The sequence below is a fragment of the Methylocapsa sp. D3K7 genome (genome assembly GCF_029855125.1).
Taxonomy (GTDB): Bacteria; Pseudomonadota; Alphaproteobacteria; order Rhizobiales; family Beijerinckiaceae; genus Methylocapsa.
On sequence record NZ_CP123229.1, the window covers coordinates 53,819 to 69,499 of the forward strand.

Annotated in this window: 12 protein-coding genes and 1 pseudogene; 11 read left to right on the forward strand and 2 right to left on the reverse strand. The window is 56.0% G+C overall.

Annotated elements, in window-relative coordinates; genetic code table 11:
* Positions 1–300: 300 nt before the first annotated feature.
* The 3 genes from QEV83_RS00275 (at position 301) to QEV83_RS00285 (ending at position 4,398) form a co-directional block, all read left to right on the forward strand.
* The gene (locus QEV83_RS00275) at positions 301–2,310 is read left to right on the forward strand and encodes a hypothetical protein (protein ID WP_280129327.1); all 2,010 of its coding nucleotides are present in this window, start codon (positions 301–303) and stop codon (positions 2,308–2,310) included.
* Between the two features lie 614 nt (positions 2,311–2,924).
* A complete protein-coding gene (locus QEV83_RS00280) occupies positions 2,925–3,605 on the forward strand; it encodes a class I SAM-dependent methyltransferase (protein ID WP_280129328.1) in 681 nt (226 codons plus the stop codon).
* A 142-nt stretch (positions 3,606–3,747) separates the two neighbouring features.
* Complete coding sequence (locus tag QEV83_RS00285) at positions 3,748–4,398, forward strand: hypothetical protein (protein WP_280131158.1); 651 nt, start codon at positions 3,748–3,750, stop codon at positions 4,396–4,398.
* Here QEV83_RS00285 and QEV83_RS00290 read toward each other — a convergent pair.
* The gene (locus QEV83_RS00290) at positions 4,350–6,044 is read right to left on the reverse strand and encodes an aminotransferase class III-fold pyridoxal phosphate-dependent enzyme (RefSeq protein WP_280129329.1); all 1,695 of its coding nucleotides are present in this window, start codon (positions 6,042–6,044) and stop codon (positions 4,350–4,352) included. The genes QEV83_RS00285 and QEV83_RS00290 overlap by 49 nt on opposite strands.
* Positions 6,045–6,079: 35 nt before the next feature.
* Here QEV83_RS00290 and asd point away from each other — a divergent pair, with 35 nt between their 5' ends.
* Both asd and QEV83_RS00300 read left to right on the forward strand, forming a co-directional pair.
* Positions 6,080–6,949, forward strand: a complete 870-nt coding sequence (gene asd / locus QEV83_RS00295) for an archaetidylserine decarboxylase (protein WP_280129330.1) — start codon at positions 6,080–6,082, stop codon at positions 6,947–6,949.
* A gap of 214 nt (positions 6,950–7,163) precedes the next feature.
* On the forward strand, positions 7,164–8,078 hold the full coding sequence (locus QEV83_RS00300) for a Ku protein (protein ID WP_280129331.1): 915 nt from the start codon (positions 7,164–7,166) through the stop codon (positions 8,076–8,078).
* A 48-nt stretch (positions 8,079–8,126) separates the two neighbouring features.
* On the opposite strand, the gene QEV83_RS00305 is transcribed toward QEV83_RS00300, so the two are convergent.
* Positions 8,127–9,062 carry an arginine deiminase-related protein gene (locus QEV83_RS00305; RefSeq protein ID WP_280129332.1) on the reverse strand — a complete coding sequence of 312 codons (936 nt, stop codon included), beginning with the start codon at positions 9,060–9,062 and terminating at the stop codon, positions 8,127–8,129.
* A 133-nt stretch (positions 9,063–9,195) separates the two neighbouring features.
* On the opposite strand from QEV83_RS00305, the gene QEV83_RS00310 reads away from it, so the two are divergent.
* From QEV83_RS00310 to QEV83_RS00335, 6 genes and pseudogenes are all read left to right on the forward strand, one after another.
* Positions 9,196–9,618 carry an Lrp/AsnC family transcriptional regulator gene (locus QEV83_RS00310; protein ID WP_280129333.1) on the forward strand — a complete coding sequence of 141 codons (423 nt, stop codon included), beginning with the start codon at positions 9,196–9,198 and terminating at the stop codon, positions 9,616–9,618.
* 119 nt (positions 9,619–9,737) lie between these two features.
* Positions 9,738–10,334, forward strand: a complete 597-nt coding sequence (locus tag QEV83_RS00315; protein WP_280129334.1) for a L,D-transpeptidase — start codon at positions 9,738–9,740, stop codon at positions 10,332–10,334.
* A 159-nt stretch (positions 10,335–10,493) separates the two neighbouring features.
* Positions 10,494–11,183 (forward strand): Crp/Fnr family transcriptional regulator, encoded by a 690-nt coding sequence (locus QEV83_RS00320; RefSeq protein WP_280129335.1) that lies wholly within the window; start codon positions 10,494–10,496, stop codon positions 11,181–11,183.
* Between the two features lie 305 nt (positions 11,184–11,488).
* Positions 11,489–12,826: pseudogene (atzF, locus tag QEV83_RS00325) on the forward strand (allophanate hydrolase); the annotation flags it as partial.
* Between the two features lie 426 nt (positions 12,827–13,252).
* Positions 13,253–14,578, forward strand: a complete 1,326-nt coding sequence (locus tag QEV83_RS00330; protein ID WP_280129336.1) for an outer membrane beta-barrel protein — start codon at positions 13,253–13,255, stop codon at positions 14,576–14,578.
* Positions 14,579–14,782: 204 nt separating this feature from the next.
* On the forward strand, positions 14,783–15,457 hold the full coding sequence (locus tag QEV83_RS00335) for an MOSC domain-containing protein (RefSeq protein ID WP_280129337.1): 675 nt from the start codon (positions 14,783–14,785) through the stop codon (positions 15,455–15,457).
* Positions 15,458–15,681 lie beyond the last annotated feature (224 nt).

Sequence of the window (15,681 nt, forward strand, 5' to 3'; positions counted from 1 at the left end):
AGGGAAAGCTGTAACGGGCGCGGCCGCATTCATCACCAAACACGAAGGCTTGTCGATGTCGGGGTTGGGTCGTCCCCTCGAGCGCGTCTCAAGGTTGCGGCGTACTCGGGAATAATACGTAAGGGTACAAGCTTAGGGAATTGAACCAGATAGGCGCTCCGATGGATTGATGACATTCCTAGGAGAGCAAGGAAAGCGCGAATTGGGCAGAGATCATTAACGATAGAGCGGAAGCCGCCATATCAAAATCGCCAACAGCCAGAACGGTAAAGCACTCATTGAACCGGAGACCAAATCTCGATGCCAGACAAAGTAACGATCTTCGTGATCTTTTATCTCGTTTTCTTGGCCGCAGCTCCGCTGTTCCTTTGCGTAGCTTCCGCAAAACGGCGCGGGGCATTTTTGCCATTCACGTTTGACCCTAGAAAACGAGATGGACGGAGTGTTACGCTAAAATTTGCCGCCGTTGCTATCGCGGTTATCTTCACTGAACCAGCATATGCTGCCAATGCGCAACATCTTGCCAAGTTTCTCGAATCTTTCGGGGTCGGCGGAGGTGTTTATCCCGGCCGTGAAGCTCAGTATATTTATCTAGGGGTGAGGAACAATAGGGATGGCGGAGTCACGACCCCGGATGGGGTTACAAACGCCATAAATCTTCACAACAGCACCATGATTCCTGGCGTCAATCCCGGCGTGAAGGCCAGTCTGCTTACGATCTCCCAACCTGGTTGGCCAACAATTCCTCAATTCATAAAAAATGCTGAGTCGCTCGCGGCGGCGGGGGCGCTACTTGCAATCGAGGGAGTGAATGAGCCCCACAACTTTGGCGTTACGTATAATGGCCGGTATGGGGGAGGGGGGACCGACTGGCTTCCAGTCGCACAGTTCACACGCGATTTGCGTGCGGCCGTGGTTGCTGATCCATGGATTAGCACCTATCCAGTGTTTAGCCCGTCCGAGACTGGGGCGGAATCTGGAAACTATGGGCTGCAATGGGCTCAAATCCCCAAGGGTGGAGCTGATCCAACAAAGCAAGCAGCTGCAGGTGTACCCGATGGAACGATTTATTACGACTTTGCGAATGCGCACAATTACGTCTGCTCTATCTTCCCTGACCCTGTCAGACCAAATCAAGCGTGGTTGGCTTCCGATCCGTCTGTGAACCAACCAGGTTTCGACGGCGAGTACGGGAACAATGGTGTCACATGGGGGGCGAAATACGCCGGCTACACACCAACGCAGCTTCTGACTCTTCCGAAGGTGACAACAGAAACAGGATGGCAAACCGGAAGTGGGAAGGGATTCGTAAGCGAGGATACTCAGGGTAAGGTCTTATTGAATACGCTTTTGGACCAATTTAAGCGAGGCTGGGCTTATACATTTTTTTATGAACTTTATGATGGGGGGACCAGTCTTGGCACCTGGGGACTGTTTCATAGTGACAAAAGCCCAAAGCTCGCCGCAACATATTTTCATAATTTAACGTCTGCTCTCGTGGACATAGGCTATGGCTCTCTTGGGCAACTTCCATATAGCTTCACGGGACCGGCGACTGTCCATGATTTGCTTCTGCAACGTAGCGATGGACAGTTCTTTCTGGTTCTTTGGAATGAGCGGGTGCCTGGAGATGGCGGCTCAGATGACATTCCGCTGGATCTCGGACAGACCTTTTCCTCGATCGACATTTACGACCCGACGGTAGGAACAGGAATTCAAAGGACATATCCGAACACGAGATCCCTTACTCTTCACATGACCGATCATCCGTTGATCTTGGCGTTGAAGCCCGCCATAGGCAGCGGAAACAGCGTGTCGTTTGTTAAGCGCGACACGACGACGATGGGCAATTGGTCCGGAGTCTATGGGGCCGACGGTTATAATATCAGCCAGGATACCCATACCCTGACGCCAAGTTATGCCTCGGTTGGGTTTAGTGGCCAGTCGAATTACACTTGGGTCAGTCTTCCCACAGACAAGAGGGCTTTGCAAAGGCCGGAAAATCCGTCAACGAGAATCGCCGCGTGTTGGTATTCGGCAACGAACTTCACGATCGACGTGAACATAACTGATGGCAAGTCGCATCAGGTTGCACTCTATGCCAACGATTGGGATCATGACACCCGAAAGGAAACGATCAACGTGATCGATGCGGCGACAAGCGCGGTTCTGGACACACAAATCCTTCCGGCAGGCGCCTCCCTTCATAATGGGGAATATTTGGTTTGGAACATCAAAGGTCACGTGAAGTTCCAAATTGTTCGAAATGTGAGTTACAATAGCGTTATCAGCGGAATTTTCTTTCGCTGAAAGATCTTCGTCGCTCAAGGGCAGCAAACTTGGCCATTTTCGACCGTCAAAGATGAGCGCTAGACGTCACAAACGATAATGCCCGCGGGGCTCCCTTGAAGACACATTCATGCGGGGCTGGCAGCCATGCGGACCGGACGTCTGCGCAAGCGTACCGCTTCCAAGCCGCGAAAATCTGCCAGAAACCTGATTCGTTCGCGCAGGCAGCACAGTACTTTGCTGTGCGAATGGTGCCAATCGTCATACGTTTGAAACAAACTAGAAATAGTTCTTGCCGGACATTCGCTTGTCAAGAACGGATTGGCAGTCACCGGACCGGAAGTATAGCCGCGCTCCATTTGATTATGTTCTCCAACCGCTCCTAATCATATCGCTGTACCAGGGATTGGCGCTTGGCTGACCGCTACGATGCCCGAGAAATCTGTCTCGTGTGAGACAAGTTTTATCGGGCTATATCATACTCGAACGTTCGTGTTTTCTTCAGTTTTACCGGCCACTTGATCGGCTGACACCCGGCAATTTTTGTCTGCCATGTGCAAGTGAAGCGGCCGGCAAATCAGCCGATTTTGAAGGCTACGGCGCGCTGGCAATACATATATGGGCAAGGGAAAGCCATGGGGACTGAACTTAACAACAATACCATCACAACGGCGTACGCGCACTGGGCGCCGATCTATGATTTGGTCTTCGGCGCAGTATTTAGGCATGCCCGCTGCGCTGCGATCGCTGCGGCGGAGCGCTGCGGCGGCCGCATTCTTGAGGTGGGTGTTGGTACCGGCATATCTTTGCCGGATTATGCACGCTCGACGCGCCTCGTCGGCGTCGACCTCTCCGAGCCGATGTTGCGTAAGGCTCATACCCGGGTCCATGAGCTGGATCTATGCAGCGTCGAAGGGCTCGCTGTCATGGACGCTCAGCACATGGCATTTCCAGATGATTCTTTCGACGTTATCGTTGCGCAACTTGTCGTCACCACGGTTCCAAATCCCGAGGCGACCCTCGACGAATTTGTGCGCCTCCTTAAACCAGGAGGCGAAATCGTGCTGGTAACGCGGATTGGGGCGGATAGCGGACTTCGGCGCGCCGTAGAGCAATCACTAACGCCGATCACTCGTTTGCTCGGTTGGCGGCTGGAATTCCCTTGGGCGCGCTATGCGCGCTGGGTCGAAAGGCAGGAAGGGGTTCACGTGATCGAACGCACAGCCATGCCGCCATTCGGCCATTTCTCACTCGTCCGCTTCGGTAAATTCCTCCAGACCGGAGCCGTACAAGAGGATTACCTAGAGGTCGCTTGAAGATAACTCTCTTCACGCTTACGGCGTCATTACAACTTGGCTGGACCGCACTTATTCCGGGCCGCTTGGATGGACGGCGATTTGGGGATTGTTCAGGAACTGTCATATTTGGCGTGTAGACGATAAACATAAAGGTGGGAGGATCATGAACGAATTTCTGCAAGTTCTCAAATCGCAGCGGTGGGATGATCATCGCTATTATCATCACAGCCGGATAAATCAGTCGTTGCATCTGATCAGCGCGATTAGCTTTGTTTGCGCTTATGTGATGGTTTTTACGAACCCCGTTGCAGCGGCCCTATCGGGCTGGCTTGCTGCGATGACAACCCGGCAAATGGGACACTTCTTCTTCGAGCCAAAAGGCTATGATGAAGTGAACCAAGCCACGCATGAGTACAAAGAGGAAATCAAAGTAGGCTACAATCTGAAACGCAAGGTCGTATTAATGTCGATCTGGGCGTTTTCACCGCTCCTGCTTTACATTGATCCGACCCTATTCGGTATCTTTCCTTCGGACGCCAATGCGGCAAGTTTCACGCAGAAGGTAGCAATCATCTGGCTCTTCATCGCTGCCGCCGGCGTGATTTACCGGACTGTCCAGCTGTTTTTCATTAAGGACGTCCAGACCGGGCTGGCGTGGGCCACAAAGATCCTGACTGACCCGTTTCACGATATCAAACTCTACCACATGGCACCACTCTATTTGCTGCGTGGCGAATTGTTCGACTCGATGACGCCAGAGCACTACCCAGCCCGTGCCCGCGTGCGGCCCCGGATTCGTTTCAAAAGGTGAGCAACAATTTCTCGCAAGATTTGCCGTCGGATCGATTTGTTCGAAACCGTGGGATCGGACCACCACCAGCCATCTTTCTGCATTGTTTTGGCAGCGGCCACGAATCTCTCAGTGACCGCTTCAAAATTAGAATCCGTGTAATTCAAACTAAAAATGATGCGCCCTGTGCCGATCCAGCTGAGCGCCAACCCTTCGGCGCGCAAATAATATTGCAACATCCAATTGTAACGCGATGGCTGTGTGTAAATGATCGTCCAAACAGAGGATATGTTCCGCGCCTGAACCGGAACACCTTCCTCGCGGAGGCGCAGGTTGAACTGGTCCAGCCTATCATTCCATACCTTGTCAAGATCACGGTACAAGTCCTGAATATGCTGACTCTTTATCCGCTCCAGGAATTCGTGCATGGCGCCCATGACGTAGGGATGGGAGTTGAACGTCCCGCGGGCAAAACAGATATCCGCGGGGCGGTCGTCGCGATAGCGCTTCATCAGATCCTTTCGGCCGCATACCGCGCCGATCGGAAGGCCCCCTGCGAGAGTCTTCCCGTAGGTGACAATGTCGGCCCTGATGCCGAAATACTCTTGCGCCCCGCCGGGCGCGAGGCGGAAGCCTGCAAAAACCTCGTCGAAGATCAGCACGATCTGACGTTCGGTGCAGACGTCACGCAGGCGCTTCAACCAGGATATATAAGAGTCTTTGTCAAATCCGGCGTTTCTCGAACTATCGGCCAGCGAAGAATCCGAAGGCGCCCCAGCGTTCGGATGCAGTGCCTGCAGCGGATTGATCAATACGCAAGCAATGTCCCGCCGGGTACTCAGAACCCGCAACGTCTTCTCGGACATGTCTTCCAATGTATAAGTATCACGCGCGGGGATCGGATTACCGATTCCGGGTTGAACGTCGCCCCACCAGCCATGATAGGCGCCGCTGAAACGCACCAGATGCGACCGCCGTGTGTGATAGCGTGCGAGCCGCACGGCTTGCATGACGGCCTCTGTCCCCGACATGTGAAACGAGACTTCGTCGAGGCCAGAAATTTCCATGAGCCGTCGAACGTTGGCGACAATCACCGGATGATAAGCACCCAGGACGGGACCAAGTTCCCGGACGCGCGCCGCGCCGCGCTCGATGCACAGCTTGTAGAAATCATAGCCAAAGACATTCAGGCCATAGGAACCGGTCAGATCGTAGAAGGAATTGTCGTCAAGATCGGTGAGGGTTACGCCGGAGGACGATTGAAGGAACGCGCCGGCGCTGAGATGGTCGCGAACGAAACGGCTGTATTGGAACGGCACGCGGTAAGCTTCGGTGAATTGAAGATCGGAGATTCCTTCTTTGACTTTTGCCGTGAGAGCCGCCGTTTGGGAGAAGCGCGCACGGTAGAGGTTCGAAAGCCGTGTGAAGCCGGCGCGGCGCCGCGCCACAATTTCTTCCGGCGCTGCGTCCGAACAGAAGAAGGTCGCCTCATCATATTCGTAAAAAGGAATCAGCGAGGCAACGCGCCGGGCCATTCTCGCATGGCCCGTCAGAGACCGATGTTTTGCCTTCGACAACTCCAGCCGCGTATTGATCTTCACCAGCAAAGCAATCGAAACGGCCCCACCAAGCGCATACAGAGCAAAAAGTGTGAGTCGGGATTCCATCCTTCTGAGGCCTATCGGGACAAAATTACTTTATCATGACACTTCGCTCTCTTATCACAAAAGCCGTTCAGCAGGAGGATCTCAATTTCCTCATAACCAATCGTATTCCCCGGCGCTTGGCGACCCAATTCATGGGGTGGTTCAGCCAAATCGAGCAACCCTTCGTCCGCGATGTATCCATCGCGATTTGGCGGTTGTTCTCGGATTTGGATTTGCGCGAAGCAAAAAAGTCGCAGTTCAAGAGCTTGCACGACTGCTTTATCCGGGAACTCAAGGACGGAGCCCGTCCGATCGACCCGGATCCGGGCGTGCTTGTCAGCCCATGCGATGCGATCGTCGGCGCATGCGGGATGATCAAGGGCACTGAATTGATGCAGATCAAGGGATTTCCATACGCTTTGCAGGATTTGCTGGGCGATCCCGATCTCGTCGATCTCTACCGCGATGGACGCTACGTAACCCTGCGGCTCACGTCCAGCATGTACCACCGGTTTCACGCTCCCGGCGATTGTCATGTTGAGCAGGTCACTTACATCGCTGGAGATACCTGGAACGTCAATCCAATAGCGCTCAAACGGATCGAGAAACTCTTCTGCAAGAACGAACGCGCCGTGATTCAAACCCGGCTAACGGCAACCGGCTATCTCATCTCCCTGGTGCCGGTCGCTGCGATCCTCGTCGCCAGCATCCGGCTGCGTTTTCTAAAAATCCAGCTCAATCTCAGCTATCGCGGTCCCAACGTCATTCCCTGTAACGCCTCCTTTCGCAGGGGCGAAGAGATGGGCTGGTTTCAACACGGATCGACCATCATTGTCTTCGCACCGGATGGCTTCACGCTATGCGATAGCGTGCAAGAAGGGACCATTATTCGTGTTGGACAGCCGCTGATGCGATTGCCTTCCTGACAGGCAGCACGAATGGGCACTATCCCAACGACCCGCGTCTGCCGTGCCATGATATGAAAGTGTCTTGGATCGTGGCCGAGACCCCTTCTTATCCCATCCAACGGAACCTGCCACGCCGGGAGTTGCTGTTTCCGTGCTAGCGCGAGGAACCAGCAAGCCCCAGTTCGCGTTGTCGTCGGTTCGCGTTTTTTCTCCGCGTTATTTGGAGTAGAGCATGCCTCCCCGGACCAATTGGAAGGGCTACCTTAAGCTATCGCTTGTGACGTGTCCGATTGGTTTGTTCCCGGCGCGAAGCACGAAGGAAAAGGTCACTTTTCATTTTCTAAATCGTGCAACTGGAGATAGACTTAAGCAGCAATATATCGACGCGGAAACAGATGAGATCGTTGGCCGCGATGAGATGGTCAAAGGCTATGAGGTCGCCAAGGGGGAATACGTCACCGTCACCGAAGAAGAGCTTGCCGGGGTCGAGATTGAGAGCAGTCATACGATAGACATTGAGAGTTTTGTCGCACGGACGGAAGTGGATCCCATCTATTTCGATCAAAGCTATTACATCGCCCCAGAGGATAAAGTCGGTCAGGAGGCGTTCGCCGTCATCCGTGAGGCTATGCGTCAGCGGAACGTCGTCGGCATTGCCCGGGTCGTGCTGAGTGGACGCGAACGGCTGATTTTACTGGAACCTCGAGAGAAAGGCATCTTAGGCACCACACTACATCATAAATATGAAATCCGTAGCGCTGAGGCATATTTCGTCGACATCCAAAATCTAAAAATCGACAAGGAGCTTCTCGATCTCGCCTCGCATATTATCGATACGAAAAAAGCCAGCTTCGATCCGGATATTTTTCAAGATCGCTACCAGGAGGCGCTCATCGAACTCATCCGCTCAAAACAGGCAGGCAAGAAACCCGTTGCTAACCCGCACATGCCACGCACCGGTAACGTCATCAACCTTATGGATGCCCTCCGCCGGAGCCTCGGTTCAGAAAAGAGCAATTCGTCTGGCACCGAGAGAGCTCATGGACCCGCGAGGCCGTCGATGAAATCAGCCACCAGCAAATCCGGTACCCGGACAAAGCGAAGCAAGGCCCCCGCGCCAAAGAAGCGCATCAAAAAGGCCAGCTGACCGAGGCAAATGAAGCGATGCCTGGAGTCTTAGGGCGCGGGGAGTGCGCTAGGTTAATGCGTGGGCATCAGGCAACGAACCGACCTTCGGATCGATATCGGGCAGTACGGCAGCTGAGGGAGCGATTGTGGCATTTCGAGAAGTTTGAAGGTCGAGCCGCAACGTCATGCAGAAGGCTCCGCCCCCGGATAAAATGAAGGGGGAGAGGTCGATGTCGGCAACTCGGTAGCCACGCTCCCCCAGAATCGATCGCAAACGCGGGGGAGCCTTTGCCATTACAATGGTGCGGCCAAGGCTGACCGCGTTGACGCAGAAGGCCGCTGCCTCGTCTGGCGCTGCTTCGATGAACTGATCCGGCGTGACACGCTCCTGGATGCGTTGCAGCGCGGCGTCTGTGAATGCTGGCGGAAACACGATCACCTCTCCTCCGCTGAGCGGGCGAAAGCAGGTGTCGAGATGATAAAAGCGCGGTGTCGCCAATTCCAAGGACACCGCTTCACGGCCGAAAAAGCGGATGATTTCGCATGAAGCGGCCTCGTCCGACCGTGGACCGAAGCCGGTCCAGAACAACTGGCGCGTTGTGTCCCAGATGGCATCGCCGGCGCCTTCCTGCACTTGGCCGGCTGGAAATTCCGCCGCCTCATGCAACAGGCCTTGATTCAGCAAATTTTCGAAAATCTTCCTGAAAAAACCTTCCTCGCCGCGCCGTTCAGGGTATCTGAAACGGGCCATGAGGGCGCGCCCATCCAGCACCACTGCGGCGTTGGCCGGAAAAACCATGTCTGGCCAGCCGGGCGCTCCCTGCGAGACGTGGATCTGTGCTCCCGCCGCGACGAGAGCCGAGCGCAGGGCTTCCCAAGCCAAGCGGGCCGAGTTGCGGTGGCCGTTCGGGTCAAACAGCCAAGCGGATGGCTTCATCCAGGGATTTATGGCGTAGCTGACGTCGAAATGCGCTGGATCGGTCATCAGGATCATGGGAGCCATTCGAATCTCCGTTGAATTAAAGCGAGACATCATCGCATATGGCTGCGTTAGCGAAAAGCGCGCATCATGCCCGCTAAAGGCTATATTTATGATGATATGCTAAGACTAACTGACGGATCGTCACGGAATTTACATGGATGACCTAAATCGCCGGCTTATTGCATTGCTAAGAGCCGACGGACGCATGCCCGCCGCCGCCTTGGCCAAAATCCTCAAAGTCTCGCGCGGCACGGTGCAAAACCGGATCGACCGCCTGATGTCTGAGGGAGTGATCCTAAGCTTCACCGTGCGTCTGCATCCAGAGGCCGAACCAGGGCGCGTACGGGCGATCATGTCGATCGCGGTGGAAGGCCGCCGCGCGCCTGCCGTGATGGCGGCGCTTCAAGGCTTTCCGGAAGTGGAGGCGGTGCATACGACCAACGGGCGCTGGGACATGGTGGCGGAGCTGTCGGCTGCCAGCCTCGAGGCGTTCAGCCGCGCTTTGGACGAGATCCGGATGATCGATGGGATCGCTTCCAGCGAAACCAGCCTGTTGCTGGAGAGCCGCCGATTTTAGATCATTAGCGAAAAGACCGGTCTTTGACGCTTTCTCGCGGTTGCGCCCAACTTTGGCCTCAAAACCTCAAAGGATGGTGGTTCAGACATTTCCTCGTTTGGTATCGCAAAAAGATAACCATGATTCGAACGTTACGCTTCTTATGTTTGCTTCTGATCCTTTCCGGATCACCAGCTTTCGCCTTGGATAACCCGCTTGGCGGCATCCGGCTTGCCAGCTTCAATCCGCTCGACCGTGGTCCGCTGGCCGACTTTCTCAATCTTTTCCGGGAGCAAGCCATCCCTCGCCGGGTCGTCTCCTGGCACCGTAGCTATGCGCCAGGAACGGTTGTCATTTCGACGAGCGAACGGCGACTCTACTATGTCCTTCCAGGCCAGGAGGCCATTCAGTACGGCGTGGGGGTTGGCCGGGAAGGGTTTACATGGTCTGGTACAAAGATTGTCAGCATGAAACGGGAATGGCCGGATTGGACGCCACCGCCGGAAATGCGCAAGCGGCGGCCCGATTTGCCGCGCCACATGGCGGGCGGAATAGACAACCCGCTTGGCGCCCGCGCGATTTATCTCGGCTCTAGTATGTTCCGCATTCATGGATCGAATGAACCAGATACGATCGGGGCCGCAGTGTCTTCAGGCTGCATCCGGATGACCAACCGCGATGTCGCCGATCTTTATGACCGGGTCAAACGCGGCACGAAGGTCGTGGTGCTGCGTTAGTGGAGTGCCCGCATTGACGCTAAGAATTTCTCTATGTGGGAATTCATGATGGGGACAAATAACGTCTGGGTCTGGTTGACCGCCGCTTGTATTATTCCACATTAGGCTTAATCAGTCCTTGAGAGCAGCCTTTGCCACTTTCCTCTGGAGCTGGCGGCCATGCAGACCCTTGCCCGTGTCCCGTTTTTCAAAGATGTGGCTGATTTAGACTTCGAGCGCTTTGACCGGCGCTGCAATTGGCGGCGGTACAATGGCGGCGAAACAGTCGTCGATTTTGAAGACGAATCCTCGGATGTCTATTTTATCATTTCCGGCGAAGTGAGGATTTTGATCCGCACCCACGCAGGTAAGGAAATTATTTTAGGCGAAACCAAGGCTGGCCAATTTTTCGGTGAAATGGCGGCAATCGATGGCGCGAAACGCTCGGCCAATGTGACCGCGCTGACCAACTCCGAACTCTGCATCATGCCGACCAAAGTGTTCCGGGAGGTTATTTTCGCGTCGCCTACCACATGCGAAAGAATTTTGCGGCTATTGACTGGGCGTGTACGCGAACTCAATGCGCGCCTCGCGGAGCATTCGATCTTTGATTTGAAGCACCGGCTCTATTCCGAACTCTTGCGCATGGCGCATCACCGTCCTGGCAGGCCGGACGAACGCGCTGTGACTCCGCCGCCTTTCCATCATGTCCTGGCCGCGCGGATCGGTTGCCGGCGCGAGCAGGTAACCCGCGAACTTTCGGCGATGGCCGAAGAAGGGTTGATTGAGAAAAGCCGCGGCGCGCTCATTCTCTTGCAGCCACATGTGCTGGAGACACGCCTCAATGAAGCGATGCGTGAGGGGGGCTAGGTGATAAGAGGGATTGGCCCTTAACGCCGCTGCAGCTCGGTGTCCGGGACTGTTTCCCGTTTTGCAACTCAGCACTGCGGGCGCCCCGCAATCGTGGCGCGCCCGCAGGCATTTAAAATTGTTAGGTGCTTAAACGTCAACTGATATAGGCCACAAAGCTTTTCAACGGCGTGTGTCACCGCACATGACCACCTTCTCATCTTGATTTTGGCGATGGTACGGCACGTCGTTCCTCGCGTTTTGGTTAATCCCCGGCCAGATACTTATCGCGAGCGATCACGTTATGGCGATTGAGGAGGTATCTAGTGTTACCTGCGATATTGTCCCTCGACGTACTCAGGGCGATCTATCTGAACCGGCCGGCCGCCGTAAACGACGTCGTCGAAGAGGTGCTTGCGCGTATCGCGTCGGCGAAAGACCCAGCTATTTTCATCTCGCTTGTTCCGCCGGACGATTTATGGCGCGCGGCACGCGAGCTTTTGGTAAGGGAGCCCGATCCCGCGCTTCTGCCGCTGTGGGGAATCCCCTTCGCAGTAAAGGATAATATCGACGTCGCCGGTCTCCAAACGACGGCAGCTTGTCCAGCCTTCGCCTATCGCGCGGAAACCGACGCAACCACAGTTGCCCGGCTGAGAGCGGCGGGGGCGTTAGTCGTCGGCAAAACCAATCTTGATCAGTTCGCGACCGGCCTCAATGGCACGCGCTCGCCCTACGGCGCGCCGCGTTCGGTGTTCAACGCCGACTATGTCTCTGGCGGATCGAGTTCGGGCTCGGCGGTCGCGGTTGCCGCCGGTCTTGTCCCCTTCGCGCTCGGCACCGATACGGCGGGCTCTGGACGGGTCCCTGCCGCGTTCAACAATATCGTAGGAATCAAACCGACATCTGGTCTTTTGAGCTTGGCGGGGGTTGTTCCTGCTTGCTGGAGTCTTGATTGCGTTTGCATTCTTTCGACGAGCGTCGCCGATGGCGTTTTTATTCGCCGCCTTGCCGAAGGGTTTGACCAAAGCGATCCCTATTCGATGTGCGGCATGCAACGGGCCATCGCTCCGTGCCCGCGTGTTGGCGTGCTACCGGAGGACGCACGGGAGTTCTTCGATGACGCGGAGAACGCCGCGCTTTATGCGCGCGCCATTGAAGCCATGCGTGAGCTCGGCGGAGAGATCGTCGCCTTCGATTACCGGCCGTTTCAAGAAATCGGGGCGCTTCTTTATGACGGGCCATGGCTCGCAGAGCGGCTCGCGGGGATCGGCAATTTTGTCGATAAACATCCTCAAGACCTGGACCCGACAGTGCGTACCCTTCTTGACGGCGCGCGCCGTTACAGCGCCATTGACGCCTTTATCGGCCTGCATAAGCTCACGGAACTGCGTCGCCGTGCTGAGGCCGAATGGGCCATCGCCGACTTTCTACTCCTGCCAACCAGTCCGGTAATCTATACGGTCGAGGAGATGCGCGCTGATCCGCTGAGGCTGAATGCGCGGTTCGGTACTTACACCAATTTCGTCAATTTTCTAGGCTGCTCGGCCATAGCGGTTCCGGCCGGATTTAAAAGCGATGGACTGCCATTTGGTGTGACCCTGATTGCGCCACCCTTTCACGATGACGCCTTGGCTATCCCAGCAGCGGCGATGCACACGGCGGCCAAATGCGGCGCCGGGTACGCAAAGCAGATCATCGCAGCTCAGTGACGGCGGCTGCAGAATCGCGCGCTGGCCGGGGCCGCCAGATCAGCGGTTTCCTTTGCGAGGGCTACCCGGCCAAAGATGCGTGTGAGATCACTCATTTCGGTGGATCGCCCGGTTTTTTGCGGAAATAGGTTTCCAGGGCTAGGGGTCGAACGGGATTCGCTAGGGTTTCTAGCAGTTCACGGCCAGATGCTGACGATGCGTGACAATCAAAACGGCAAATTCGCGGGCAAATTCATGCGTGGCTGCCCCTGCGGTGCGCAAACTGTGGCAAAAGCGCATCGGGGTCTGGCAGAATGGGCTTGGACATTGAGACTGATGTTGCAAAATTAATTTTGCGGCGCACCTTGCAAGTCAACCAATGGCTTCGCTGGGAGATATGCAATGCCCCGTTCGCTCAAATCAATTCTGGTGCCGGCTCTCTGCGCCAGCACTTTTCTCGGCTTTGCCGGTTCGGTTGCGCGCGCCGCCGATGTTCCGCCGCCGCCACCGCCGGCCAATTGGTGGGATACGTTGACGGTCTCCGGCTCGGTCGAGGCCGGAATTACGTTCAACCCTGACAGCCCGGGCGATGGGCTAAATTTCGGGCATTTGTTCACCGACAAGGCCAACCAGCCGCTCTTGAACCAAGTGCTTTTGACCATCCAGCGGCCGCTCGATCCGAAAGCCACGGATTATGATTTCGGCTTCAAAGTGCAAGCCATGTACGGGACCGACGCGCGCTACACCCATTACCTTGGCGAGCTCGATTACATCATCAATGATTGGAGTCAGATTACCCCCGTCGAGGCTTGGGGCATCGTGCATCTTCCCTGGCTGTTCGCCGGCGGCATCGACGTCAAGGCCGGCCAATATGTCACCTTGGAAGGCGCCGAGACGATCGACCCGACCACCAATTACCTCTACTCGCATTCCTACATCTTCAACTTCGGCATTCCGCTCGTCCACACCGGCGTCATGACGATTTCGCATGTCGATCCGATGGTCGATATTTATTTGGGCGTCGACACCGGCGTCAACACCACCTTCGGCAACCGGCAAGGCGACAACAATGGCGCCGCGGCATTCCATGGCGGCATCGGGTTGAACCTTCTCGACGGCGCTCTCACGATCCTGGCGACCACCCACATCGGGGCGGAAAATCCCGACACCCCGGGGGTTGCCTTGGCGTGCGCCTGCAACCCGAACAACGCCCTGCGCTATCTCAACGACATCACGGTGACCTGGAAGCCGACCGACTATCTCACCTTCATCACCGATGGCAATTTCATTCGCGATGACGGGTTCAACGCGACCGGTTACGGTGTCGCCCAATATGGCATCTTGAAGGCCAACGACTGGCTGTCGTTTGTCGGGCGGGCCGAGATTTGGCGCGACAACAACAACTTCTTCGTCGCGGCGTTCCCCGGCAATTTCGACTTCGTCAATGTCGAATATGGGTTTCCGAACACGGCGGTCTTCGCCCCCGCGCCGACGACCTATCTGGAGCTGACGGCCGGCCTCAACATCACGGTGCCGATCCCCGACGGAACGCCGGTGCTGAAGGGCCTGCTGTTCCGGCCGGAGGTTCGTTATGATTCCTCGCTGAACGGCACGACGCCTTTCGGCGGCGGCAGCGGCATCATCGGCATCCCGGGAACCCCCGGGTTCGGCGCCGGCACCAAAAGCTCGCAAGTCACCTTCGGCGGCGACGTCGTCGTCAAGTTCTAAGCCGGCCGGCCTCAACGCCGGACACTCAAAACACATCGCCGCCTGGCCGGAACCTCCGGTCAGGCGGTTTTCTTTTGACAAGAATACCTGCCGATCTCCGGTGCTTGCAGCAGTGCGGACTTCTAAGCCGTGTGGCGGGTGAATTCGTTTCAAATTTTCATATCGGGTATATCATTATCTACTATCGGCGATTGGGAACATCCGATGCCACCCGAATGCCAGAACACGGACACAATGGCATGCATCGTTTCAGTTCAAGCGGGACGGGTGGCTCCGCTTGGTCCGCGAGGCGTGCCAAGCGGCTTTGTGAAACATGTGGTGAATGGACCCGTTCACGTTGGGAAGCTCGGCCTTGAAGGTGACGAGCAGGCCGACCTCACGGTTCATGGCGGACCCGACAAGGCCGTTTATGGTTATGCATTGTCGAGCTACTCCATTTGGATTCGCGATTTTCCTGAACACGGAGCCTTGCTGACTCCAGGCGGCCTCGGCGAAAACCTGACGATTGGGCACCTCGATGAGACCACGGTATGCATCGGCGATATACTTCGCGCTGGGACGGTGGTGCTGCAGGTCAGCCAGTCTCGCCAGCCCTGCTTCAAATTCGCTCTGCGGTTTAACAATAAGCATTTGCCGCGCGCCATGATGAAAAATGGCTGTTGCGGCTGGTACTACCGCGTGATCGAGCCAGGCACGTTTCGCGCCGGTGACGCGATGGCCCTAGAAGCTCGGCCGAACCCTAATTGGTCAATTGCCAGGTTTCATCGTTTGATCGCCGGCTTGCCGGCGGCACTGGATGACATGGCCGAACTCGCCACGCTCGAAGGGCTTGCCGCATACTGGCGCCAAGCCGCCCATCAAACTGTATCCGGCCCGTAGCCGCACGGCCGGCAATGGGCCTTCATTCAGACAAGGCATATTACGGTTGGCCCGTCCCTTGCTTTGGTCACGGGACGAAGCGGCCATCGCGACTGCCGCGAATGGAGACGGGGCTAGGCCGGAATTTATCGAATCTCAAACCACGGCGTTGTCATTTGAAGGCAAGAGGCAAGTAAGTAGTGTTGATGTGTCAGGACAATCCAGTTTCCTGATTTTGGGGGAAA

Bases quoted from the DNA above. Each gene is read 5' to 3' on its own strand.
- QEV83_RS00305 (WP_280129332.1), bottom strand. From the start codon at position 9,062: ATGGCTCCCATGATCCTGATGACCGATCCAGCGCATTTCGACGTCAGC.
- QEV83_RS00320 (WP_280129335.1), top strand. From the start codon at position 10,494: ATGCAGACCCTTGCCCGTGTCCCGTTTTTCAAAGATGTGGCTGATTTA.
- QEV83_RS00310 (WP_280129333.1), top strand. From the start codon at position 9,196: ATGGATGACCTAAATCGCCGGCTTATTGCATTGCTAAGAGCCGACGGA.
- QEV83_RS00330 (WP_280129336.1), top strand. From the start codon at position 13,253: ATGCCCCGTTCGCTCAAATCAATTCTGGTGCCGGCTCTCTGCGCCAGC.
- QEV83_RS00300 (WP_280129331.1), top strand. From the start codon at position 7,164: ATGCCTCCCCGGACCAATTGGAAGGGCTACCTTAAGCTATCGCTTGTG.
- QEV83_RS00280 (WP_280129328.1), top strand. From the start codon at position 2,925: ATGGGGACTGAACTTAACAACAATACCATCACAACGGCGTACGCGCAC.
- QEV83_RS00290 (WP_280129329.1), bottom strand. From the start codon at position 6,044: ATGGAATCCCGACTCACACTTTTTGCTCTGTATGCGCTTGGTGGGGCC.
- QEV83_RS00275 (WP_280129327.1), top strand. From the start codon at position 301: ATGCCAGACAAAGTAACGATCTTCGTGATCTTTTATCTCGTTTTCTTG.
- QEV83_RS00315 (WP_280129334.1), top strand. From the start codon at position 9,738: ATGATTCGAACGTTACGCTTCTTATGTTTGCTTCTGATCCTTTCCGGA.
- asd (WP_280129330.1), top strand. From the start codon at position 6,080: ATGACACTTCGCTCTCTTATCACAAAAGCCGTTCAGCAGGAGGATCTC.
- QEV83_RS00335 (WP_280129337.1), top strand. From the start codon at position 14,783: ATGCCACCCGAATGCCAGAACACGGACACAATGGCATGCATCGTTTCA.